The 22,989-nt window shown below is 70.5% G+C and carries 22 protein-coding genes; 9 read left to right on the forward strand and 13 right to left on the reverse strand.

All coding sequences use genetic code 11. The features are described from left to right. Window positions 1-94 precede the first annotated feature (94 nt). The 4 genes from ACSMXX_RS15030 to ACSMXX_RS15045 all read right to left on the reverse strand — a co-directional run bounded on the left by ACSMXX_RS15030 (window position 95) and on the right by ACSMXX_RS15045 (window position 3,334). Window positions 95-1,237, reverse strand: a complete 1,143-nt coding sequence (locus tag ACSMXX_RS15030; protein WP_473184530.1) for a cystathionine gamma-lyase — start codon at window positions 1,235-1,237, stop codon at window positions 95-97. 71 nt (window positions 1,238-1,308) lie between these two features. Beyond that, the gene (locus tag ACSMXX_RS15035; protein WP_473184531.1) at window positions 1,309-2,226 is read right to left on the reverse strand and encodes a fructosamine kinase family protein; all 918 of its coding nucleotides are present in this window, start codon (window positions 2,224-2,226) and stop codon (window positions 1,309-1,311) included. Then, complete coding sequence (locus tag ACSMXX_RS15040; protein WP_473184532.1) at window positions 2,226-2,831, reverse strand: low molecular weight protein-tyrosine-phosphatase; 606 nt, start codon at window positions 2,829-2,831, stop codon at window positions 2,226-2,228. The genes ACSMXX_RS15035 and ACSMXX_RS15040 overlap by 1 nt, the downstream gene beginning before the upstream one ends. Before the next feature lie 125 nt (window positions 2,832-2,956). Continuing rightward, window positions 2,957-3,334, reverse strand: coding sequence for a phage holin family protein (locus ACSMXX_RS15045; RefSeq protein ID WP_473184533.1), 378 nt, complete (start codon window positions 3,332-3,334; stop codon window positions 2,957-2,959). 103 nt (window positions 3,335-3,437) lie between these two features. On the opposite strand from ACSMXX_RS15045, the gene ACSMXX_RS15050 reads away from it, so the two are divergent. Beyond that, window positions 3,438-3,755, forward strand: a complete 318-nt coding sequence (locus ACSMXX_RS15050) for a cupin domain-containing protein (RefSeq protein ID WP_473184789.1) — start codon at window positions 3,438-3,440, stop codon at window positions 3,753-3,755. A 206-nt stretch (window positions 3,756-3,961) separates the two neighbouring features. After that, complete coding sequence (locus ACSMXX_RS15055) at window positions 3,962-4,186, forward strand: DUF5326 family protein (RefSeq protein WP_473184534.1); 225 nt, start codon at window positions 3,962-3,964, stop codon at window positions 4,184-4,186. Here ACSMXX_RS15055 and ACSMXX_RS15060 read toward each other — a convergent pair. Continuing rightward, the gene (locus tag ACSMXX_RS15060) at window positions 4,146-5,717 is read right to left on the reverse strand and encodes a YibE/F family protein (RefSeq protein ID WP_473184535.1); all 1,572 of its coding nucleotides are present in this window, start codon (window positions 5,715-5,717) and stop codon (window positions 4,146-4,148) included. The two genes, ACSMXX_RS15055 and ACSMXX_RS15060, sit on opposite strands and share 41 nt — an antisense overlap. 314 nt (window positions 5,718-6,031) lie before the next feature. Here ACSMXX_RS15060 and thiC point away from each other — a divergent pair, with 314 nt between their 5' ends. Beyond that, complete coding sequence (thiC, locus tag ACSMXX_RS15065) at window positions 6,032-7,861, forward strand: phosphomethylpyrimidine synthase ThiC (protein WP_473184536.1); 1,830 nt, start codon at window positions 6,032-6,034, stop codon at window positions 7,859-7,861. A 154-nt stretch (window positions 7,862-8,015) separates the two neighbouring features. Here the strand turns inward: thiC and ACSMXX_RS15070 are convergent, their stop codons facing one another. Beyond that, entirely contained in the window at window positions 8,016-8,213 is a 198-nt protein-coding gene (locus ACSMXX_RS15070) for a hypothetical protein (protein ID WP_473184537.1), read from the reverse strand. A 130-nt stretch (window positions 8,214-8,343) separates the two neighbouring features. Between ACSMXX_RS15070 and ACSMXX_RS15075 the strand changes: the two genes are divergently transcribed. The 4 genes from ACSMXX_RS15075 (at window position 8,344) to ACSMXX_RS15090 (ending at window position 12,285) form a co-directional block, all read left to right on the forward strand. Next, complete coding sequence (locus ACSMXX_RS15075; protein WP_473184538.1) at window positions 8,344-9,291, forward strand: helix-turn-helix domain-containing protein; 948 nt, start codon at window positions 8,344-8,346, stop codon at window positions 9,289-9,291. Then, complete coding sequence (locus ACSMXX_RS15080; RefSeq protein WP_473184790.1) at window positions 9,251-9,385, forward strand: DUF397 domain-containing protein; 135 nt, start codon at window positions 9,251-9,253, stop codon at window positions 9,383-9,385. The genes ACSMXX_RS15075 and ACSMXX_RS15080 overlap by 41 nt, the downstream gene beginning before the upstream one ends. A gap of 247 nt (window positions 9,386-9,632) precedes the next feature. Next, a complete protein-coding gene (locus tag ACSMXX_RS15085; RefSeq protein ID WP_473184539.1) occupies window positions 9,633-10,859 on the forward strand; it encodes an epoxide hydrolase family protein in 1,227 nt (408 codons plus the stop codon). Between the two features lie 175 nt (window positions 10,860-11,034). Continuing rightward, window positions 11,035-12,285 (forward strand): MFS transporter, encoded by a 1,251-nt coding sequence (locus ACSMXX_RS15090; RefSeq protein ID WP_473184540.1) that lies wholly within the window; start codon window positions 11,035-11,037, stop codon window positions 12,283-12,285. Between the two features lie 261 nt (window positions 12,286-12,546). Here ACSMXX_RS15090 and ACSMXX_RS15095 read toward each other — a convergent pair whose 3' ends face one another. Continuing rightward, window positions 12,547-13,221: a hypothetical protein gene (locus ACSMXX_RS15095; protein ID WP_473184541.1), complete on the reverse strand. Its 675-nt coding sequence runs from the start codon at window positions 13,219-13,221 to the stop codon at window positions 12,547-12,549. A 90-nt stretch (window positions 13,222-13,311) separates the two neighbouring features. Between ACSMXX_RS15095 and ACSMXX_RS15100 the strand changes: the two genes are divergently transcribed. Next, entirely contained in the window at window positions 13,312-14,088 is a 777-nt protein-coding gene (locus tag ACSMXX_RS15100; RefSeq protein ID WP_473184542.1) for an IclR family transcriptional regulator domain-containing protein, read from the forward strand. 56 nt (window positions 14,089-14,144) lie between these two features. Here the strand turns inward: ACSMXX_RS15100 and ACSMXX_RS15105 are convergent, their stop codons facing one another. The 4 genes from ACSMXX_RS15105 to ACSMXX_RS15120 form a co-directional block, all read right to left on the reverse strand. Further along, complete coding sequence (locus tag ACSMXX_RS15105) at window positions 14,145-15,056, reverse strand: amidohydrolase family protein (RefSeq protein WP_473184543.1); 912 nt, start codon at window positions 15,054-15,056, stop codon at window positions 14,145-14,147. Window positions 15,057-15,149: 93 nt separating this feature from the next. Continuing rightward, entirely contained in the window at window positions 15,150-16,139 is a 990-nt protein-coding gene (locus ACSMXX_RS15110; RefSeq protein WP_473184544.1) for an SDR family NAD(P)-dependent oxidoreductase, read from the reverse strand. Continuing rightward, window positions 16,136-16,699, reverse strand: a complete 564-nt coding sequence (locus ACSMXX_RS15115) for a carboxymuconolactone decarboxylase family protein (protein WP_473184545.1) — start codon at window positions 16,697-16,699, stop codon at window positions 16,136-16,138. The genes ACSMXX_RS15110 and ACSMXX_RS15115 overlap by 4 nt, the downstream gene beginning before the upstream one ends. Window positions 16,700-16,813: 114 nt before the next feature. Next, window positions 16,814-18,190: a cation:dicarboxylate symporter family transporter gene (locus ACSMXX_RS15120; RefSeq protein WP_473184546.1), complete on the reverse strand. Its 1,377-nt coding sequence runs from the start codon at window positions 18,188-18,190 to the stop codon at window positions 16,814-16,816. A 633-nt stretch (window positions 18,191-18,823) separates the two neighbouring features. On the opposite strand from ACSMXX_RS15120, the gene ACSMXX_RS15125 reads away from it, so the two are divergent. Beyond that, window positions 18,824-19,324 carry an NUDIX domain-containing protein gene (locus tag ACSMXX_RS15125; RefSeq protein ID WP_473184547.1) on the forward strand — a complete coding sequence of 167 codons (501 nt, stop codon included), beginning with the start codon at window positions 18,824-18,826 and terminating at the stop codon, window positions 19,322-19,324. A gap of 25 nt (window positions 19,325-19,349) precedes the next feature. Here ACSMXX_RS15125 and ACSMXX_RS15130 read toward each other — a convergent pair whose 3' ends face one another. Then, entirely contained in the window at window positions 19,350-20,675 is a 1,326-nt protein-coding gene (locus ACSMXX_RS15130; RefSeq protein ID WP_473184548.1) for a pyridoxamine 5'-phosphate oxidase family protein, read from the reverse strand. Window positions 20,676-20,920: 245 nt separating this feature from the next. Further along, window positions 20,921-22,675 (reverse strand): globin domain-containing protein, encoded by a 1,755-nt coding sequence (locus ACSMXX_RS15135; protein WP_473184791.1) that lies wholly within the window; start codon window positions 22,673-22,675, stop codon window positions 20,921-20,923. Between the last annotated feature and the right edge of the window lie 314 nt (window positions 22,676-22,989).

A 22,989-nucleotide genomic window follows, 5' to 3' on the forward strand; every position in this document is an offset into this window, starting at 1 on the left:
GGACAGGCGCAGCGCAGAACAGGCGGCAAGAAGGCAGGAGGCCAGGACAGGCAGGAAAGGCAGAAGGGGACAGGACCGGCAGGAAGGTGCTGCCCTATCGGGCGGCCACGTCCAGTGCGCGGACGACGTCCGCGACGAGATCGTCCGGGTCCTCCACGCCCACCGACAGCCGCACGAAGCCCTCCGGCACGGCGTCCCCGCCCCACCGTCCGCGCCGCTCCGCCGTCGAGCGGACACCGCCGAAGCTGGTCGCCTCGTCGACGAGGCGCAGCGCCCCGAGGAAACGCTCGGCGTGCTCCTTGCCCGGCAGCGTGAAGGAGACGACGCAGCCGAACCGCCGCATCTGCCGCACGGCCGTCCCGTGTGCGGGATCGCCGGGCAGTCCGGGATGGCGCACGCCTGTGACCTCGGGGCGGTCCAGCAACGCCCCGGCGACCGCGAGGGCTCCGGCGGCCTGCCGCTGCGTACGCACATCGAGCGTCGCCAGCGAACGGTGCGCGAGCCAGGCCTCCATCGGTCCGGGGATGGCTCCCACCAGCTTGCGCCACTGACGTACGGAAGCGGCCAACTCCGCGTCCCGGCAGCTGACATGGCCCAGCAGCACATCGCCGTGCCCGGTGAGCGCCTTCGTGCCGCTGGCCACGGAGAAGTCGGCGCCGAGTCCGAGCGGACGCTGACCGAGCGGTGTCGCGAGGGTGTTGTCGACGGCCACCAGCGCGCCGCGTTCGTGGGCGGCGTCGGCAAGCCGCCGGATGTCGCACACGTCCAGACCGGGGTTGGACGGCGATTCGATCCACAGCAGCGACGCACCGTCGAGCCGGCCGAGTTGGGCGTCACCGGCGGTCGGCGCGGTGCGCACCTCGACGCCGAGAGCGCTCAGCCGCTCCCGCATCGGTACGAGGAGGTTGTAGCCGTCGTCGGGCAGCACGACGACGCTGCCGGGGCGCGCCCCGGAGAGCAGCACGGCGGAGATCGCGCCCATGCCGGAGGCGAAGGCGACGGTGTGCACCTGCTCGTCGCCTTCGCCTCCGGGCGGCGACTCCAGTTCGCCGATGGCGCGTTCGAGGGCGCTCCAGGTGGGGTTGGCGTCGCGCCCGTACGCGTAGGGAGCGGCGGCGACATCGCCGGGCAGGTGGTAGTGCGCCGCGAAGACGGGGCCGGGCAGCGGCGGTTCGTACGGCTGCTCCTCCGGGAGGCCCGCCCGTACGACTCTGGTGGCGTCGCTGTCACTGGTCATGGTGGTGCTCTCCCCTGGTGCGTGTGTCCGTGGCGGCCGGGGTGCCTGTTCCGGTGCCCGTGACCGTTCCCTCAGCCCAGTGCGGCGCGCGCGGTGGCCCCGCACAGAGCGCCGTAACCGGACTGGAAGAGGACCGCGTGCACCAGCAGATGGTGGAGCTGGTGGAGGGGGACCCGCTCGGCGCGGTCCTCGACGGGACGTACCTCGTCGTACGCGGCGAGGATACGGGAGATCTGGGGGCAGCCGAACAGCTGCAGGAAGGCCAGGTCGGTCTCCGGATGGCCGCCCTGCGCTGCGGGGTCGATGAGGCGGGCGCGGGCGCCGGCGGTGCCGCCGGGAGCAGCGGCGTCGCCGGTCGTCCAGTGCACGTTGCCGGACCACAGGTCGCCGTGGATGAGGGCCGGAGGCTGCGGCGGTCCGGCGATCTCGTCGATCCGCTCGCACACCTGCTCGACGTCGCGGGCGTCGGACGGTTCGATGCCGCCGCTGTCGACGGCCTGGCGCAGGAACGGCAGCAGCCGGTACTCGGCGTGGAAGGCGGGCCACTCGGCGGGATCGGTGACGGGCGCGGAGGGCGAGGGCAGCGTGAGAGGGCCGATGTAGGCCGTACGGCCGGGAGTTCCGTAGGACAGGGCGGTCGTCCCGTGCAGCGCGGCCAGGTCACGCCCGAGGCGGTCGGCCTGCTCGGCGGTGGGCTCCCCCGGCTCCAGCCACTCCAGTACGAGCAGGTCGTCCTCGACGGCGAGCACGTCCGGCACGGCGACGGTTCCGGTCACGGCGAGGAGGGTGAGCCCGGCGGCCTCCGCGGCGAAGAAGCCGGGCGGGCTTTCGGACAGCGTCTTCGCGAACACCTTGCGGTGCATGCCGTGCGGCCCGCCCCGCAGCATGATGCTCCAGGCGTCGCAGACGTCCCCGCCGTCGACGGGGAACGCGCGGGTGGCTTCGTCGGCGCCGGTCAGCTGCGCGACGCGGTCGGCGAGCGCGGGCATCAGCCGGCCTCTTCCCGGTGCCGGCCGCCGTCAGCGCCTCGCGCGGCGCCCGTGGCGCGCGCGGTGTGCGCGGTGTGCGCGGTGTGCCCGCCGTCCGCGGGTCTCTCGCCCCCGTCCAGCGTCGCGGCCACCTCGGAGAGCAGGCCGGGCACGGCGGCCTCCACGAGCCGCAGCACCTCGTCGAAGCCCTGTGTGCCGCCGTAGTACGGGTCGGGCACGTCGAGCCCGAAGCCGTCGCGCTCCGAGGCGGTCGGGTCGTAACTGCGCAGCAGCCGTACCTTCGCGGCGTCGCGGGAGGTGGGGGCCATGGCGCGCAGCTCGCGCTCGTGCCCTTCGTCGAGTGCGACCACCAGGTCGTACTCCTCGAACCATCCGGGGTCGAACTGCCTTGCGGAGTGGACCAGTTCGTATCCGGCGGACTCCAGCGTGCCGGCCGTGCGGGGGTCGGCCGGGTCGCCGACGTGCCAGCCGCCGGTGCCCGCGCTGGCCACCGCGATCCGGCCCTCCAGGCCGGCGTCCGTCACATGGGAGCGGAAGACGGCCTCGGCCATGGGTGAGCGGCAGATGTTGCCGGTGCAGACGAAACAGACGCGGAAGGTGTCCATGCGCTCTCCGTGCTCGCTGTGTGCGTGCTCAGTTGCGGCCTGCGGGTGCGGGGGAGGTCGGGGTGGCGGCCCGGCGTGCGGCTGCTGCCTGTCCGGGTGCCGTCCGACGCGCTGCCGGTGGCCTGTCAGTCCCGGTCGGGGAGGACCATGTGGAGCGCCCACGCGACGATCGAGATGATCAGGCCGCCGAGGAACGCCGTTCCGAAGCCGTCCACATGGAAGTTCACGTCGACCTGGTCCGCCACCCAGGAGGTGAGCATCAGCATCAGCGCGTTGATCACCAGCGTGAACAGGCCGAGGGTGAGCACCAGGAGCGGCAGCGAGATGAACTTCAGTAGCGGCTTGACCACGAAGTTCACGACGCCGAAGATCAACGCCACGACGATCAGAGTCACCGTCTTCGAGCCGGTGTCGGTGCCGGTGAGTTCGATGCCGGACACCAGCCAGGTGGCCACCGCGAGGGCGGCCGCATTCGCGAGCGTCTTGATGAGGAAGTTCGTCATAGTGTGATCGTGGCAGAGCCGGACTCCCGGGTCACAGGTGACCCGTGAACTCGGCGGCAGGCGACGGGCGGACGAGGTCGAAGGACAAGGGGTGGGCGGGGAGATGAAGGAGTTCCGGCTGGAGGAGCTGGAGGCTCAGCGGCTCGTGCACGAGGGGGCGTACCTTCAGTTCCTGCGGGAGCGCCACATGTCCGTCGGGCTCTACGCCCTGGACCGGGGCACGGCCGACACCCAGCAGCCGCACAAACAGGACGAGGTGTACTTCGTCGTCAGCGGCCGCGGGGCGATCACCGTGGGGAACGAGACGACCGCGGTCGCGCGCGGCAGCGTCGTGTATGTGCCGGCCGGAGTGCCGCACAAGTTCCACCACATCGCCGAGGATCTGCGGGTGATGGTCGTCTTCGCGCCGCCCGAGAGCTGAAGGCTGCTCCCTGCGTGCGCGCCTGCCCTGCCGGCTCAGGGTTCCGGTGGGGGACGGTTCAGGGAAGTGCCGGGGTCGGCGGCACTCCCGGCAGGCTCCCGGGCGCTCTAGCATCGATGGTGAGCGGCGGCAGAGTGGTGCCGCCGGCGCAGCCGTACCGCGCCGGTCCGCGACGAGCGGTCCGGCCCTCCCGACAGGAGCCGTGCATGGACGCCAAAGGGATCATGAGAAGCCTGCCGTGGTGGGTGAAGTGGGTCGCGATCCCGGTCATCGCGGTCATAGTCTTCAGCGGCGTGATCGCCAGCATCATCGGCTTCCTGATCGGCGTGCTCTTCAAGGTGCTGATCTTCGCCGCCCTCGTCGGCGGCCTCATCTACCTCGTGCGTCACTTCACTTCGGCTTCCTCCTCTTCCCGCCGCGACGAGTGGTGACCTCGGCCTCCGTACGTACGGGCACTGCCGTGCGCGCGGACGGGTCCGTGCGTACCTGCGTACCGGCGGTCGCGCCGGCACCGCCCGCCGCGGACGACGCAGCCGCCGCCGACGCGGGCGCGGACGCGGACGCAGCCGACGCGGAACGGTGCCGGTCCGAGGAGACGACCAGGGCGGCCAGCAGCGTCGTCACAGGCACCGAGGCGACCAGCCCGATCGAGCCGACGAGCGTACGGACGATCTCCTCCGCGACGACCTCGCTCGTGGCGACCGTCGTCACACCGCTGCGGGCGATGGAGAACAGCAGCATCAGCGGCAACGCGGCACCCGCGTAGGCGAGCACGAGGGTGTTGACCACAGAGGCGATGTGGTCGCGGCCGATGCGCATCGCCGCTCCGTACAGCTTCCGCCAGCCGGCGGCCGGGTCGGCCTCCTTCAGCTCCCAGACCGCCGACGTCTGTGTGACGGTCACGTCGTCCAGCACGCCCAGTGAGCCGATCAGCACTCCGGCCAGCAGCAGGCCCTGGATGCCGATTCCGGGGAACAGGCCGTGCACCAGGCCCGTCTGGTCGTCGGTGTTGCCCGTCAGATGGGCCCAGCCGATGAAGAGCGAGCCGAGCACGCCGATCAGCAGCAGCGAGATGAGCGTGCCGAGGACGGCCACGGAGGTACGGGCGGACAGGCCGTGGCACAGATACAGCGTCGCCAGCATGATCGCGCTGCCCCCGACGACGGCCACCACCAGGGGATTCGACCCCTGAAGTATCGCGGGCAGGATGAAGAGGCTCAGCACGGCGAAACTCACGGCCAGGCCGGTCAGCGCGAGCAGTCCGCGCAATCGCCCCACCAGCACGACGAACAGGGCGAAGACGCCCGCCAGCAGCACCATCGGAAAGTCACGGTCGACGTCGATGACGCTGTAGCGCAGGTCGGGTGGAGCCTTCGCGGAGTAGGCGACGACCACCTCCTGCCCTGCGGAGAAGCTGCGGGTGGCGTCCGGCGGGACGACCTCGGTGAACTTGCTTCCCTTGTCCTTGCCGGCCGTGACCTCGACGGTCGCCTTCTTGCAGGTGCCGCCGCCCTTCCCTGCCCCTTGCTCGCCGCCCGCGCCCGCGGACTGACCTGCGGACTGGCCCGGCTGCTGTGCGGGCGGCTGTGCGTTGACGTCCTTGCAGTCGACGACCCGTACCGCGGTCACTCGCGCCGGCAGGGTCGGCCGGTCGAAGCCCACGCCGTCCGGGCCGCCCTTCTCCGGCACACCGCCCGGCCACAGCAGCACGAGCCCGGCGACGACGGCCACGGCGAAGGGGATCAGCACGGCCGCGATGACCTTGCGCAGATGCCGCGAGACGGGCGCGGGGGCACCGTGGCCGTGCGCGTGCGCGTGCGCATGCCCGTACCCGTGCCCCTGCGGGTGCCCGTGCCCCTGCCCGTGTTCCTGCGGGTGCCCGTGCCCCTGCCCGTGTTCCTGCGGGTGCCCGGTCGGGTGCGGTTGCGCGGGTGCGTGCGGGTGCCCTTGCGCGCGGGACACTCCGTGTTCCCCGTCGCGCTCCTGTCCCGGAACCGGAACCGGAACGGCTTCGGAAGAGCCTGATGCGTGCCGGTCCCAGGGGGACCGCGGAGTCGGAGTCACACCCCGATCATCGCAAAGCTCTGGCCGAAGGGTGCTCTGTTCATCACCCGCGTCATACGACTAGCGTGGTGGTGCCTTTGCACACCGCGGGAGCTCCGAGCACGGGGCTGAGAGGGCGCTGACCTCCGCGGCCCGGACCAACGGGCCACGGAAAAGGCTGCGTCGACCGCCGAACCTGTTACCGGGTAATGCCGGCGTAGGGAGTTGGTCGCATGACCATGCAGGATGCACGTAAGCCCTCGGCCGAGAACGGAACTCGTGAACTCGGCTGGCACAAGGGCTACCTGAGCGGATCGCGACCGGACCTGCGGGTCCCGGTCCGCCGTGTGCACCTCACCAGCGGCAAGGATGTGACGCTCTACGACACATCCGGGCCGTACACCGATCCCGCCATCGACACCGACGTGCGCCGCGGGCTGTCCCCGCTGCGCCAGAACTGGATCACCGAACGCGACGACACCGAGGAGTACGCGGGCCGCGAACTGCGCCCCGAGGACGACGGAATCAAGCACACCACGCCCCGCGGCGGCCTGATCCGGAACGGAGCGGCCGATCTCGCCGGGCTCGACGCCGTCTTCCCCGGCCGTCCCCGCCGTCCACGCCGTGGACGCCGTGGACGCGAAACCCCCGACGGAAGCGCTTCCGTCTCCCAACTCGCCTATGCCAAGCGCGGCTTGGTGACACCGGAGATGGAGTACGTGGCGCTGCGCGAGAAGCGCACGCCCGAGTTCGTACGGGACGAGATCGCGGCGGGCCGTGCCGTACTGCCCGCCAACGTCAACCATCCCGAGACCGAACCGATGATCATCGGGAAGAACTTCCTGGTGAAGGTCAACGCCAACATCGGAAATTCCGCCGTCACCTCGTCCATCGAGGAGGAGGTGGAGAAGATGACGTGGGCGACCCGCTGGGGCGCCGACACCGTCATGGATCTCTCCACCGGCCGCAACATCCACACGACACGCGAGTGGGTGCTGCGCAACTCCCCCGTGCCCATCGGCACCGTCCCCCTCTACCAGGCGCTGGAGAAGGTGGACGGCAAGGCTGAGGAGCTGAGCTGGGAGGTCTACAAGGACACCGTCGTCGAGCAGTGCGAACAGGGCGTCGACTACATGACGGTGCACGCCGGCGTGCTGCTGCGCTACGTGCCGCTGACGGCCCGCCGCAAGACCGGCATCGTCTCCCGCGGCGGTTCGATCATGGCGGCCTGGTGCCTCGCGCACCACGAAGAGAGCTTCCTCTACACGCACTTCGCGGAGCTCTGCGACATCCTGCGCAGCTACGACGTCACTTTCTCGCTCGGCGACGGACTGCGCCCCGGCTCGGTCGCGGACGCCAACGACGAGGCGCAGATGGCCGAACTGGACACCCTCGGCGAGCTCAATCGCATCGCCAGGGAGCACGACGTCCAGACGATGATCGAGGGGCCCGGTCACGTCCCGATGCACAAGATCAAGGAGAACGTCGACCGTCAGCAGGAGGTCTGTGACGAGGCGCCCTTCTACACCCTGGGTCCGCTCACGACCGACATCGCGCCGGGCTACGACCACATCACCAGCGGCATCGGCGCGGCGATGATCGGCTGGTGGGGCACCGCGATGCTCTGCTACGTCACGCCGAAGGAACATCTGGGTCTGCCCGACCGGGACGACGTCAAGACGGGTGTGATCACGTACAAGATCGCGGCCCATGCGGCGGACCTGGCGAAGGGCCATCCCGCCGCGCAGGAGTGGGACGACGCGCTCTCCGACGCCCGCTTCGAGTTCCGCTGGGAGGACCAGTTCAACCTGGCGCTCGATCCGGACACGGCGCGCGCATTCCACGACGCGACGTTGCCGGCCGAACCGGCGAAGACGGCGCACTTCTGCTCGATGTGCGGGCCGAAGTTCTGCTCGATGAAGATCAGCAAGGCTGTGATGGAGAAGTTCGGCCCCGATGCGGGGGACGAGCTCACCGAGGAGGAGGTTCAGGCGGGCATGCTCGCCAAGTCCCGCGAGTTCGCAGAGACGGGGAACAGGGTCTACCTGCCGATCACTGAGTAACCGGGCGTTCGAGCGTTCTGAGGAGCCGGCACCGGACGTTTCTTCGTCCGGTGCCGGCTCCGGCTCCGGCTCCGGCGAGGTGTTGCCCATGTGCCCATTGCATCCAGCGTGACGGTGCGCAGGTGTTCGCAGGGCGTCTGTGCTGGCAGCTCCCTCATTCCGGCGGGGCGCCCTGATCTGCTGCTGCGGGGGGAGTCGCCGCTGAGGTGCCGGAAGACGGCGGCCCCCGCAGCGCAAGGTGCTTGTCGATCCGCGCCATCAGCGCCTCTGCTCGCCTGTTCAGTTCGTCGGCGGGTGGCAGGTCGTCGTCGTACTTCATGTGTGCCGGGCCTTCCGCAGGGTTCGCTGCCATACCACATGCCCCTCGCCTGTCAACAGTCCTGCCTGTCTTGACTCTGAGTACATCAAGAGTCGCTCTCGGCGCGTATGGTCAGAAGACCCAACGGCTTTACGGCCCGACCCGTAAAGAGGGGTGTGAACTCATGGCCAACGACCTTGACCCCGCGTCATCGATGGCAGCGGTGTTCGGGACGCGTCTGCGCCGTCTGCGTGTGGGTGCAGGGCTGACGCAGGCCGAATTGGGACGGAGCGTTCACGTCGTGGGCGCGCGCATCGCACAGGTGGAGCGCGCAACGGGGCACAAACCCACCGCGGAGTTGGCACGCCTTTTGGACGAGGAACTCGGCGCCGACCACTTGTTCACGGATCTATGGCCACATGTGTACCGCGAGTCCTTTCCGGACTGGTCGCGGCGCTTTATGGAATTGTCCGCGCGAGCGACCACGATGCATCAGTACGCCGCGCATGTCGTTCCCGGCCTGCTGCAGACCAGCGGTTATGCGCGAGCGCTGCTGGAGGTCGGCCGAACGTTGCGGACTTCGGAGCAACTTGAGCAGCGGCTGGCAGCGCGAATGAATCGTCACGACCAGCTGGACGGCCCGGACGGACTGGATCTGTGGGTGGTGCTGGACGAATCGGTCCTGCGGCGCAGCATCGGCGGTGCGGCTGCCATGCGCGCACAGCTCGCGCGGCTTCTCGAATCGGTGGACGGGCAGCAGGTAACCGTGCAGGTGCTACCGTTCAGCAGCGGGGAGCACGCGACCCTCGGAGGATCGCTCACGATGCTCACCCTCCCGGACAGGTCGAAAGTGGCGTACACAGAAGGCGCGGAGTCCGGACAACTGGTCGAAGAGCCAGAGGACGTCGAAACCTACGCCGTGACATACGAGCGTCTCAGGGCACTTGCATTGCCGCCCAGAACGTCCGCAGAGCTGATCAGAGCCGCAATGGAGGAAATCGACCATGACTCCCGCACGCCATCCCGATCTCAGCGCCGCCGTCTGGCGCAAGTCCAGTCACAGCAATCAAGAGGGGGGCGACTGCGTGGAGGTGGCGGAGGACCTGCTTCCAGGCATCGTTCCGGTGCGTGACAGCAAGTTCCCGAATGGTCCCGCACTCATGATGCCGGCACGCGCGTTCAGCACCTTCGTTTCCGCTGTACGCCATGACCTGCTGACTGACTGAAAGTCTTTCCTCACCGACTTCTTCTTCGCCTGCCCCGGCGCCCCTCGACAAGGTCGCCGGTGGAGCACGGCACGTGGTTGCTCCGGGTCGAGTGTCAATCGCGGCCGAACAGAGCTCCACCCTGGTCGAGTTCGAGCAACGGGCCGGTCTCCGCGCCCGGGCCCTGGGCTCTGGGCCCCGGGGTGATGACGGTGTCAGTAGCCTGCGAAAGCGACGTCGGTCTCTCATCCGAGGCGGTAACTCCTCCATGCCCAGTTCTGTGCGTTTCCCGCTGGAGCCCACCCCGATCCACGTCTCCGACGGGGTCCTTGAGGACCTCCGCGCTCGGCTGCGGCTGACCCGCTGGCCGGACGACACCGCCAACGACGACTGGTCCTACGGCGTGGGACGCGCCTTTCTGCAGGAGCTGGCCGAGTACTGGCGCGACGAGTACGAGTGGCGCAAGGCCGAGGCCGCGCTCAACGCCTACGAGCACTACCGCACCGAAGTCGACGGCGTCCCGGTGCACTTCATGCGCAAGCCCGGCGTGGGCCCGGATCCGGTGCCGCTGATCCTCACCCACGGCTGGCCCTGGACGTTCTGGCACTGGTCCAAGGTCATCGACCCGCTCGCCGACCCGGCCGCGTTCGGCGGCGATCCGGCCGACGCCTTCGACGTGATCGTGCCCTCGCTGCCCGGCTTCGGCTTCTCCACCCCACTGCCGAACCATCCGGACATGAACTTCTGGAAGGCCGCCGACCTCTGGCACACCCTCATGACCGACACCCTCGGGCATGAGAAGTACGCCGCCGCCGGCTGCGACATCGGCGGCCTGATCACCAGCCAGCTCGGCCACAAGTACCCCGACGAGCTGCACGCGATCCACATCGGCTCCGGCCTCAACCTCGACTTCTTCACCGGCGACCGTGCCTGGGACCTCAGCCGCGGCAAACCCATCCCCGAGGGCCTGCCCGAAGACATCCACCAGCAGATCGTCGCCGTGGAACGCCGCAACGCCGTCCACCTGTGCGCCCACACCCTCGACCCCAGCACCCTCGCCTACGGCCTGACCGACTCCCCCGTGGGCGTGCTGGCCTGGCTGCTGGAACGCTGGTGGAGCTGGAGCGACTGCGGGGGCGACGTCGAGACCGTCTTCTCCAGGGACGACCTGCTCACCCACGCGATGATCTACTGGGTGAACAACGCGATCGGCACCTCGATCCGCTATTACGCCAACGCCAACCGCTACCCCTGGGCCCCCGTCCACGACCGCCGCCCCGTCGTCGAGGCCCCCGTCGGGATCACCTTCGTCGGCTACGAGAACCCGCCCGGCGTCACCACAGAGCAGCGCGTCGGCTTCTGGTCCAAGATGCGCGAGGGCTGGTTCAACCCCGTCAACCTCACCGCCCACGACCACGGCGGCCACTTCATCCCCTGGGAAGTCCCCGACGCCTGGGTCGACGACCTCCGCCGCACCTTCCGCGACCGCCGCTGACCGGCACGACCACCACACCCGCAGCCGGGCCCGGGGCCGGGGTGCGACGATCTGGGCCGCAAGGGCACGGAGGGGCACGGACGGGACACCGGAACATATTCCGTTGACCGAGAACGGCTAAGCCACAAGAGTGTCGCCCTGGCGGGGAACAACGGCATACGTTGGACGGTGAGCGATGGCCGGCTCGGACACGGCCCGTGCCCTGCACGTCAAGGAGACCTCGTCTGATCCGCCGCTGTGGACAGCGGACTTCCGGCTGTTCTTCACCGCACGCACCACCTCTCTGCTGGGCGACGCGATGCTCCCCGTCGCGATCACGGCCGCCGTGATCCGGGCGGGATACGGGGCGAGCGGGGTGGGCTATGCGCTGGCCGCGCTCGTAGCGCCGTTCGCAGCACTGATCATCTTTGGCGGTGTGCTGTCCGACCGCTTAGGGGCCCGGCGGCTGATGGTCGTCTCGGACACGGCACGGCTGTGCTCCCAGGGAGTGCTCGCGCTGCTGTTCCTGCTGGGTACGCCGCAGTTGTGGCTGATCCTGGTGCTACTGGCCCTCATCGGGGCAGGCAGCGCGATCTTCCAGCCGGGAGTCGCCAGCATCACCCCGCGCACGGCCCGGGACGTACAGAAGGCCAACGCCACCCTCCGCATTTCGGAGTCCGTCACCATCGTCATCGGCCCGTCGCTGGCCGGCCTGCTGCTGGCGGTCGCCTCACCTGCGGCTGTGGTCGCCCTCGACGCCTTGACCTATGCGGTCAGCGGCGTCTGCCTCCTCCTGCTCCGCTCGGTCCCGATGGGCCCGGCCGCGCGGGACGGCGAACCGTCGTTCCGGGCCGATCTCGTCGAGGGATGGCGGGAGTTCCGGGCCAGGACCTGGCTGTGGAGCGTCATCGTCGTCTTCATGCTCTGGCAGCTGGCCGGCGCCGGCCCCACTATGACCCTCGGCAACAGCACGCTCGTCACCGACTACGGGGCATCGGTGTTCGGCCTGGTCATGTCGTCCCTCGGGGCGGGAAGCGTGCTGGGCGGGATCGTCGCGATGAGACTGCGCCCGCGGCATCCGCTCCGGGCCGGGGCCCTCTCCATGATCCTTTGGGCGCTCATGCCGCTGGGGGTCGCTCTCGGCCTTCCCGCGCCGCTCGTCGCCGTCTGCTACGGGGTGAGCGGCGTGGGCATGGCGTTCTGGATAGTCATGTTCCACACGAGCGTGCAGACGCACATCCCGCAGGACGTCCTCGGCAGGGTGCACGCGTACGACGCGGCAGGCTCGCTGGTGATGAAGCCGGTCGGGCAGGCGGTGGCGGGGCCGCTCGCCGTCGTCGCGGGGGCGGGGCCGCTGCTGTACGTGGCCGCGTCCACGGCGCTCGTCGCCTGCGCCCTGCTGCTGGCGATCCCGGCCGTGCGCGGGCTGAAGCGTGTGGAGCGCTAGGGTCTTTCGTTCGGATCAGGCTGGATCAGGGAGCGGGGTCCGGTGCCGTGGTGGGGGCACCTCCCAGCGGTAGCTGGGGGAAAGGCGGAGGAGGGAGTCCCTGCGGAGCAGCGGCGACCGACGACAACGCCGCGAGGCGCGGTGCCGGGGCACGCGAGCCCAGCAAGATCCAAACGAGAGGCCCTGGCTGCCCGTCCGATCAGCTGGGCGGAGCGGTTCGCGGAGTCCGGGACCCACCGCGCCCCGTCCCACTGCGCCCGTTCATTCCTGGCTTCTGCCGTCCTGGGGTGCGGGGTACGGCGTAACCGCGGTGTGGAAGCGGAAGACACGGCGGTCGCGGGCGGTGACGGTGCGCATCACGCGTTCCCTGAGCGGGGTGCCGGTCGCGCGGCGGTAGACGTCGGTCTCGAAGAGGTCCGTGCCGCTGATGTCGTGAACGGCGAGGAAGTCCGGGCCCTCGCCCTCGGTCCGGCGGAAACGGCGCGTGCGCCACCAGCCCGGCAGGGTGTGCAGCAGGGGGATGTGTTCGCGCAGGTACCAGTCGTGGAAGGACGCCTCGTCGCCGGTGCTCATGGCGACGCACAACGCGACGGGAGGTTCGGCGCGTTCGGCGGGTTCGGCGGGCACGGTGCCGTGGGAGTCGAGCAGTTGGTAGACGCGGCGGTCCAGCACGGCAAGCCCGTCGACGACCCGCTGTTCGCGCGGGCTGCGGGTGCGCAGCCTCGCGTACTGCGGGCTTGCGAGCGCGTCGAGATCGAGGTCGTAGCAGGCCATCCAGGAGGGGACCCGTCCGTCCGCGGCCCGGTAGCGGAACCCGTTGCGGATGCCGGGCACGGCGAGGCGTGCCGGGGCGTGCTCGTGGTCGTACCAGTCGTGGAACTCCTCCTCGGGCACCTCGCCGGGTTCGGACAGGACGTACAGCAGCCCCTCGCTCATGGGGGAGATCCTTTCGGACGGCGGCGCTGAGGTAGCGTTTGCGGCGGTTGCCGGTGACCGGTCGGCGAGTTGCGGCAGGGGGCGCAAGGAGTGTCACGTAGCGATCCCGACGTCATCGACTCGGTCGAGAAGGCCTTCCGGGTTCTGGAGTCGTTCTCCGCGGAGCGGCCGCAGATGTCGGTGACGGAGGCCGCCGAGGCCGCCGGCCTCTCGCGGGCGACCGCCCGTCGCATACTCCTGACGTTCGAGCGCCTGGGCTTCGCCGAGACCGACGGACGCCGCTTCGCGCTCACGCCGCGCGTGCTGCGCTTCGGCTTCGGATATCTCTCCGCACTCCCGTACTGGGAGACGGCGCAGTCGCGGATGCGAGCGCTCGCCGACGAGCTGCGCGAGTCCTGTTCGATGGCGACACTGGACGGGGCGGAGATCGTGTACGTGGCCCGGGTGCCGGCCGCGCGAAGCATGTCGATCACCTTGAGCATCGGTTCCCGGCTGCCCGCGTACGCGACGTCCATGGGGCGCGTGCTGCTGGCCGCGCTCGGTCCGCAGGAGCTGGACGCGCTGCTGGCGGATGTGCGGCTGGAGCCGCTGACGAGGAACACCATCACGGACGCCGCCGAACTGCGGCGTGAGCTGGAGCGCGTACGGGAGCAGGGGTTCGCCGTCGTGGACGGTGAGCGCGAGGAGGGCGTGCGTTCCGCCGCCGCGCCGGTACGCGGGCGGGGCGGCCGCGTGCTGGCCGCGGTCAACATCTCCGCGAACGCGGCGCGGGTGCCGCTGGAGGAGCTGCGCGAGGTGTGCGTTCCGCGGGTGGTCGGGACCGCGGACGCGATCACGGCCGACATCGGGTACACGGGTCTGCACTGAGCCTGCCTCCTGGTCCTGGCTGCTGGTCCTGCTTCCTGGTCCTGGCTCCTGGTACGTCAGGACGCCGTTCCCGCCGCGAAGTCGAAGCAGCGCGTGGGGTTCTCCACCAGAAGCCGCCGCAGATCTTCCGGACCGGGCGCGATCTCGGGCAGCAGGTCGGTCAAGTCGCCGTCGTCCGGCATGAATCCGCGGGTGTTGGGGTGCGGGAAGTCCGTGCCCCACACGACCCGCTCGGGCGCGTCCCTCATCAGGAGACGGGCGAGCGCGACCGAGTCGTCCATCCGCGGCGGTGCGGTGGCGAGCCGGTCGGCGCCGCTGAGCTTCACCCAGACCCGGCCCGTCTGAAGCAGACCGCGCAGCGCCCCCACCGCACGGCTCTCCAGGCCGTCCCGCAGATCGACGCGGGCCATGTGATCGACGACGACGGGCAGGGGGATCGAGCGGACCATCTCCTCGTGCTCGGCGATGCCGTCGCCCTGCACGTGGAGTGCGATGTGCCAGCCGTACGGACGTACGAGACCGATGACGGAACGGATCTCCTCCTCCGAGGGCGCCGAACCCAGATGCGGGGTGAAGTGCAGCCTTGCACCGCGCACTCCGGCCTCGTGGAGGCGGCGCACCTCGGCGGCGGGCGTCGACGAGGTGACGATGGCGACCCCTCGGCAGCTGCCCGCACCGGCGTCCAGGGCGTCGAGGAGCGCGGAGTGGTCGCTGCCGTGGCAGGCGGACTGCACGATCACCGCACGGTGCAGGCCGAGCAGCCGGTGCAGTTCCTCGAGCCGTTCCCTGGGCGCCTCCGGCGGCGTGAAGGTCCGTCCGGGTGCGTAGGGGAAGGTGCTGGTGGGGCCGAAGATATGGCAGTGGGAGTCGCACGCTCCCGCGGGCAGCTCGGTTCGGGGGCGGCGCGGCTCGGCGACCGGCGGCGGGCAGGTGGCGGCCCCGGAATCGGGTCCTGAGGGTTCGGTCACGGGCGTAACTCCAGGTCGTAGGTGCGGTGTTCAGTCGTTTCACTCGTTTCAGCCGTTTCGGCGGCTTCAGCCGCTTCAGCCGCTGCAGTCGCTTCAGTCGCACCGGGCGGTCATGCCGCCGTCGACGACGATCTCGGTGCCGGTGACGAAGCGGGCTTCGTCCGAGGCCAGGAAGAGCGCGGCGTTGGCGGTGTCGCGCCCGTCGCCCATGAACCCGAGGGGGATGCGCGCTTCGCGCTGGGCGAGCAGAGCCACCGCGTCACCGCCGGTGCGCTGCCCCGCGAGCCGCGCCTCGACCATCGGAGTGTGCAGCTGGCCGGGTACGACGGTGTTGACGCGGATGCCGTCCGGGGCGTGCTGCACCGCCGCGACCCGGGAGAACTGGATGATGCCCGCCTTCGCCGAGGCGTAGCCGATCTGCGGCGAGCCCGTCCACCGCATGCCCGATGTGGAAGCGGTGTTGACGATCGCTCCGCCGCCGCGCCTCTGCATGATCGGGATGGTGTGGCGGCAGGTGAGGTAGACGCTGGTGAGGTTGTAGTCGAGCTGGGCCCGCCAGCCGTCCTCGTCGAGTTCGGCGGGGCCGCCCGTACGGGAGCCGCCGACGTTGTTGACGAGGACGTCGGGTCCGCCCAGTTCGCGCCGGCAGCGCTCAGCCATGGCGGCGACCGCAGCCGAGTCGGTCACGTCGCACAGATGCGGGTGCGCGCGGCCGCCGGCCGGCCCGCCGTGCTCGCCCGCGAGCGCGACGGTCGTCGCCAGCGCCTCCTCGTCGAGGTCGACGGCGAGGACGGTGGCGCCCTCGCGGGCGAACACCACCGCTGCGGCACGGCCGTTGCCCCAGCCCGCTCCGACGCAGCCCGCCCCGGTGACGACGGCGACCTTTCCGGCCAGCCGGCCGTGGGTGCGCCCGCTGCCGGGGCCGCACCCGTCCGGCCCCGGGGCCGTCGGCCACGGATGCGGCGGGTCCGGCTGGTACGGGGATTCCGGCGGGTCCGGCGGGTACGGGGATTCCGGCGGGCCCGGTGGGCACGGGGAGTCCGGCGGGCCCGGCGGATCCGAGGGTCCGCAACCGGTGTTCATGCGCTCAGCTCCTGCGACGGGCCGCCGCCTCCGACTTCGCCGTCGCTCTCGCCCTCCCCCGCGCCGACCTCCAGGGCTACGAGGAATCGGGAGACCAGGTTGTATGTGCCGATGGTGGCGGTCAGCTCGACGATCTGCCGGTCGTCGAAGTGGGCGTGCAGCGCGTCGAAGACCGGGTCGGCGACGGCCACTTGGCGGGTCATGGCGTCGGTGTAGTCCAGCGTCGCCCGCTGCCGCGCGGTCAGCGCCGCGGTGTCGCCGCCTTCGTGGAGTGCGGCGAGATGCGCGTCGGTGAGCCCGGCGGCACGCCCCACCGGTTCGTGCGCCTCCCATTCGTACGGTGCGCCGTTCAGCGCGGCGACGCGCAGGACCGCGAGTTCCCGGACGTCGGCGGGGAGCGAGGTGCTGTTACGTATGGCACCGAGCAGGTTGTTCCAGCCGTCCGCCACGGGCGAGCTGTGCAGCAGCATGCCGTCCAGCGGGGTCAGCGGCCCGCCCCTGCGCAGGCGGATGCGTTCCGCGACCTCGCTGTCGTGGCGGACGTAGTCGAGCCGGGCCATCAATTTCCCTTCAGATGCCGGGTGTTCGGGTGCGGTGTTTCGTGCTCGCGGATGGCCGGACTTCCGGTTGCGGGAGCCGCGGTGTGCCGCTTCCGCAACCGGTCCGGCCGCCCGTCACGGCTGTTTCGCGGTGGTGGTGGTGCCCCCCGCCGAGGCTTCGTCGTCGGGCTCTGCCGGGACGGAGGGCCCCGAGTGCGCGCAGACGGCGGCCGGTTCGCGCCCGTACAGCACGGCACGTGCGCGTTCCCTGTCGAAGACGCCTTCCCAGCGGCTGACGACGATGCTGCCGAGTATCTGGCCGGTGAGGCTGACGAGCCCGCGCAGCGTGGACATGAAGCGGTCGATGCCGAGGATGAGCATGATGCCGGCGACGGGAACGGCCGCCGTGGTCGACAGCGTGGCGGCGAGGATGACGAAGCCCGCGCCGGCCACTCCCGCGCTCCCCTTCGAGGTGATCATGAAGACGGCGAGCAGGCCGAGTTGCTGCCAGAAGGACATGTGCACATCGAAGGCCTGGGCTATGTAGAGGGAGGCGAACCCGAGGTAGAGGCAGACGCCGTCACCGTTGAACGCGTAGCCCGAGGGCACGGTGAGGCCGACGATCCGCTTGGGGCAGCCGAGATCGACCAGCTTGGTCATCAACTGCGGCATTACGGCCTCGTAGTTGGCGGTGCCCAGCGTGATGAGCAGCTCCGCCTTGAAGTGACGGTAGAGCCGCAGGACCCGGATGCCGCAGAGGCGGGCCACAATGCCGAGCACGACGACGGAGAAGAAGACGCTTGCACCGAGGAAGAGCAGCACCACGCCCAGCAACGAGACGAGGGTGTCGGTGCCGAACTTGCCCACGGTGAAGGCCATGGCGCCGAACGCGCCGAGCGGTGCGAGGTACATGATCAGCCGGACGATGGCGAAGACGGCCTCGCCGACCCGCTCGATCCCGCGCACCAGCGGTTCGCCGCGCTCGCCGAGCATCGTGACCGCGATGGCGAACAGCACGGATATCAGCAGCACTTGGAGCACGTTGCCCTCGGTGAAGGCGCCCACCATGCTGTCGGGGATGATCTGGACGATGAAGTCGTACCAGTGCTGCGCCTCGCCCTGCTCCATGTAACCCCGGGCGCTGCCCGTCACTTCGACCTTCTCCGGGTCGGCGTGCACGCCGGCCCCGGGCGCGGCCACGTCCATCACGACCAGCCCGATGACCAGGGCGACCGTGGTGAGGACCTCGAAGTAGACCAGGGCCTTCACGCCGATCCGGCCGACGCTGGTGAGTTCGCCCGCCGAAGCGACGCCGGTGACGATCGTGCAGAAGATCACCGGCGCGATCAGCATCTGGATCAGCGAGATGAACCCGGTGCCCACCGGCTCCATGGACGCCCCGACGCCGGGTGCCGCGAGGCCGAGGGCCGCACCGAGGACGATCGCGATCAGAACCGTGACATAGAGCTTGCTGGTGAAGGCGCTCTTCAGGATCGCTCCCGGCGACATCATGGTCTCCGTTCGTTCGACTGACGCACACTTGCACGTACTGCGAACGCAGTATTGAGGGCGTCTCGTTCCGCGGTCAACAGGCGGGCAGACATGGAAAAGACCCTGCGGCGGGCGGGCTGCAGGGCCGTGCGGGCCGGCTCCTCGCGGACTCCTCGCGGCTGCGGACGGCAACTCTCATGCGAAGGGCGCGAGTTGTGACTGGCGAAAGGGCGGCGCGGAGACATGCGCCGTGCGATGCGGCGGTATGCGCCGTGCGATGCAGGTGTACGCGCCGTGCGATGCGGAGGAATGCGCCGTGCGGCTCGGAGACGCCGGGCTTCGGCCGACCCGGATCTCCCGTATCCCCTTACAGGCCGAAGCGGTTCGAGGCTCCCCCCTCATGCCTCGAACCGCCCGGTCGCGGCTCAACGCGCGAAGAACCGCCTACACCAGGTTAGTTGACTCTGCGTCAATGTCCAGTGACGGAGACGACATTATCGATATACCTCTGTGGAGATATTCGCCATTGCGCGTGCACGTCCTGTGGGGTTATGGAGTGTCCCCGGGCCCGTCCCGACGGCAGCCAGGTCCGGATGTCCGTACATCCACACGGGACTGTGTTTGACCCGCCCCTCCACGGGCCAGACCTCACCCATGGCCGATGAACGTCCCGTGGTCAAGCGCACCGCCCGCGCCATCCTCCTCGACGGAGACGGCTCCGGCACCCCCCGCCTCGTCCTGATCAAGCGCACCAAGCCCGGCCGTGAACCGTACTGGATCACCCCCGGAGGGGGCGTGGAACCGGACGTGGACGCCACCGTCATCGACGCGCTGCACCGCGAGGTCGACGAGGAGCTGGGCGCGAAGGTGACGGACGTGGTCCCGGCATTCGTCGACACCGTTCCGCACACCACCGACGGCGGCGAAGCCGGCGTGAAGGTGCAGCACTTCTTCGTCTGCCGCCTCGCCTCGATGGACCTGTCCCGCAGGCACGGACCGGAGGTCGACGAGCCGTGCGGACTGTACGAGTTCGTGCGGGTGCCCTTCACCCGCCGCGGCATCGCGTCGGTCGAGGTCGTACCGCCGGCCCTGCGATCATACCTCGACAAGAACATCGAGGGCGTACTGGCCCTCCTCGCCACCGACATGGGATGAACCAGGCGGCGTCGGATGCCCGTCCTCAGCCGAACCAGCCCTGGAACGAGCTCGTTTCGCTCACCTCGCCACGCCGCTGCGCCTCGGCCAGCGCGCGCTCGGCCTCCTGCCGCCACGCCTGCGGATCGGAACCGCTCATGGAGAAACCGGCAACCGGGCCACCGCGGGCGGCCAGGGCGCCGGACGCCCCGTCCATCGCCGTACGGCCCGGCTGCTCCTGCGAGTTGAGCGAGGTCGTGGGAAAACGCGGTGGCGGCGGCATCTCCGCCGGCCAGGGCGTGTCCGGGGATCGCCGCTGCTCCGGCAGACCCGGCGACTCGGACTCGGGGGAGCGCCGCTGCTCGGGCACCTCGACGGACGCCGTTACACCGTCGGCCTCGCGGGCAGCGGGGGCAGGCTCCGGGTGTGCCTCTTCCCGCGCGTATCCGGGCAGTTCGTCGAACGCGGACAGGGTGGCGGAGGAGGCGGAGGGAGCCGGGGAAGCTGCGGAGGCGGTGGCCGGGGAAGCGGCCGAGGAGGTGCCTGTGGACGAGGAAGGAGAGACAGGCGAGGACGCCGGTTCGGCAGCCGGAACGTGCGACTCGGCATCGGGAACGGCCGGATCGGCAGCGGGGACGTGCTCGCGCGCGCCGCCCTCGCCGTCGAGGTCCGTGTGCTCACGTGCGTCACGGGCCGTGCCGAAGAAGTCGCCGCCCTTGCGCTTGTAGTCGTCGGTGCCCCAGTCGCGGGCGGTGCGCCTTGGCGCCTTCTGCATCTGCGGTATGTGCTTCGCGCAGTGGATGTAGGCCTCTTCGACCTCCACATGCACCCACATCTGCGCCCGCCGCCCCGGCACGGGGTCCTCGGGCAGATGCGGATACGAGGCGCGGATCTCCTCGTCCTCGACGATCTTGGCGCGGCCGTTGATGTGCAGACCGATGCGTGCCCGCGTGAAGTCGACCAGCATGATGCCCAGGTGCGGGTTCTCCTGGATGTTGCCGAGACTGGCGTGCACGCCGTTGCCGCGGTACTCCGGGTAGGCCAGGGTGCGTTCGCCCAGCACCTGGAGGAAACCGGCCGGACCGGCGCGGAAGCTGCTGTCGCACTCGCCCGACGCGTCCGCGGTGGCCAGGAAGAACATCTCCTGCCGCTGCACGAACTCCCGCATCCGGTCGTTGAGATGGTCGAGCACCTGCTCGTCGTAGAAGCGCTGCGCGCGGTCGGACGTGCCGAGCCGGCGCTGCAGCCGCCGCTCCCCGTCACTGCCCGGTCGGCGCAGCGGCCCGTCGGGTGCCGCCCTGTCGTGTTCGTGCCCGTGCCGCGCCCGTGAGTCCTGCCCGACCCACGGACGTGGCTCCTCCGCCTCAGCCACGCCGCTGACCCCTTTTCCTTCCTCTGCCTCGTGCTCGTTTCCCGTGTTGCGTGTTGCGTCTTGCTGTGTTGCGTGTTCCGTGTTCCGTGTCTTGCTTCGCGTTGCGCGTTGGTTTCGCGCTCTCGTTCCAGTGCGCCGGGCGCCGCAGTTCGCGTTACTCGTACGCGCTGCCCGTGCGCATCACTCGCACTGGGAGAGCACCCTGCAGCCGTGCCGGTGCCCGTGCCCGTACCGGTTGCGTCGGCTCATTCAGACGTCCGCTCTCCGCTGAGGAGAAGCTCCGCCAGCGAGTCGTGCCGTATCCGGTCGGCCGGGACACCCGACGCCACCAGCGCGTCCACACCGCTGCGGATCATGCCGGGCGGCCCCGAGAGATAGCCGTCGTACGCGGACCAGGGGCCGTACTGTCGTACGGCGTCCGGGAGTTGCCCCGGCAGGGCGTTCGCGAACGCCGACCCCGGCGGGGTGGCGACCACGGGACGCACCGAGAGCCAGCGGTGCTGCTGCTCGAGCCGCATCATCGTGTCCAAGTCGTACAGATCGTGATCGCTGCGCGCGCCGTAGAAGACCTCCACGGGACGTGCGCGGCCGTGCTGGGCGACATCCTCCACGAGTGCCCGGATGGGTGCTATCCCCGTGCCGCCGCCGACGCAGAGCAGCCCGCTCTCGGTGGCGTGATCGACGGTCATGCTGCCCGCCGGCGGACCCAGCCGCAGTACGTCGCCGGGGCGTGCGCGGTTCACGAGGGCGCTGGAGACCCATCCCGTCGGGACGGCCTTCACATGGAGGGTGAGCAGCCCGTCGGAGCGCGGCGACGAAGCGAAGGAGTAGTGCCTCCAGACGCGGGGCCACCAGGGCGTCTCGATGCTCGTGTACTGGCCCGCGAGAAAGGGGTACGGCTGGTCCGGGCGGAGGGTGATCACCGCGATCTGCGAGGTGCGCAGCTCGTGCGAGACGATCTGGGCGTTCCACCAGGCCGGGGCTCGCTGTGCGTCCTCGGCGGCGGCGTCGATCATGGCCTGCGAGATCGTCGTGTACGCGCGGACCCACGCGTCCTCGGTCTCCGGGCCCCAGCTCTCGGGGGCGTACTGGGCGAGTGCGCCGAGCAGGCACTCGCCGACGGCGGGATAGTGCTCGGGCAGCGTGCCGTACTTGCGGTGACCGCGGCCCAGACCGGCCAAGTACTCGGCGAGCGCGTCCACTTCGTCGGCGAGGCGCACGGCGGTGAGCAACGCCCTGAACAGGCGGTCCCGTTGGGTGTCCATGGAGGCCGGGAAGAGGTCGCGAAGCTGGGGATGCTGCACGAAGAGCAGCGCGTAGAAGTACGCGGTGGCCGCGTCGGCACGCGGCTCGACCTCTTCCAGCGTCCGCCGGATCAGCATGGCGTCGCGCGACTCGACGTCTGCCGCAGGTGCGGCGGGCACGGTCCCGGCAGGCGGAGCCGGCGGGACGGGCGGGGCGGTCGGTGCCGGCGGAGCGGACGGAGCCGTGGGAGCCGACGGAGCCGTGGGAGCCGACGGAGCCGTGGGAGCCGACGCGTCGTCGTGCAGAGGGGCTCGGGGCTGCGGCTGTCTCTCCGCCTGTGGCTGGGGGCCCGGTGGGTACGGGGCCTGGCCCTGGCCTTGGGGCTGGCCCTGGCCTTGGCCTTGGGGCTGGTGCGGTGGCCGGGGCGGGGTACGGGGCGGGGCCTGGGCCGCAGAGGCATGCGGTTCGGGGGCGAGGCCGGGGCCCTGACCGGAACCGGGGGCGGACCCGGGGCCGGGCCCGGGGGCGGCGTACGGGGAGGGATGTTCGCGCGGGGCGCTGGGATGTTCGCGCGGCGCCTCGGAACCGCCGCCGGGCCACGAACCGGGAACCGGTCCTCCGCGCTGCCCGTTGCCCGGGGTGCCCGGAACGTCCGTGGCCGCAGGGGAACCTGAGGCGGGCGGATTGGGCGGGCCGGACGGAGCGGGTGGAGCAGGTGGAGCAGGTGGAGCGTTCGGATCCGCCGGTGCCGGCACCGGTATCGCCGCCTCCTCGGCCGTCTCGGCCCACAGGGCCCGGCCGGCACCCGGTCCGGTGGTGACAGGGCTCAGCGGTCGATTTCCCGCCTGCGGGGCGTCGTTGTCCGCTTCGCGACGAGCGGCGGTCTCCGCCTGCCGGGCCTGCTCTGCCGGTTCACCCTGCTCGCCCGGCTCGTCTTGCTCGTTGCGCCGGGACGTCGCCGCCTCGGTGGCCGGCTGCGCAGGGGTGAACCAACCCCAGCCGCCGTCGTTCTCACTGCTGCCGTCTCCTGCGGACGGACCGTTACCGGCCGATGTGGTCGTCATGGTCT

The sequence above is a fragment of the Streptomyces sp. DSM 116795 genome, from assembly GCF_055792905.1.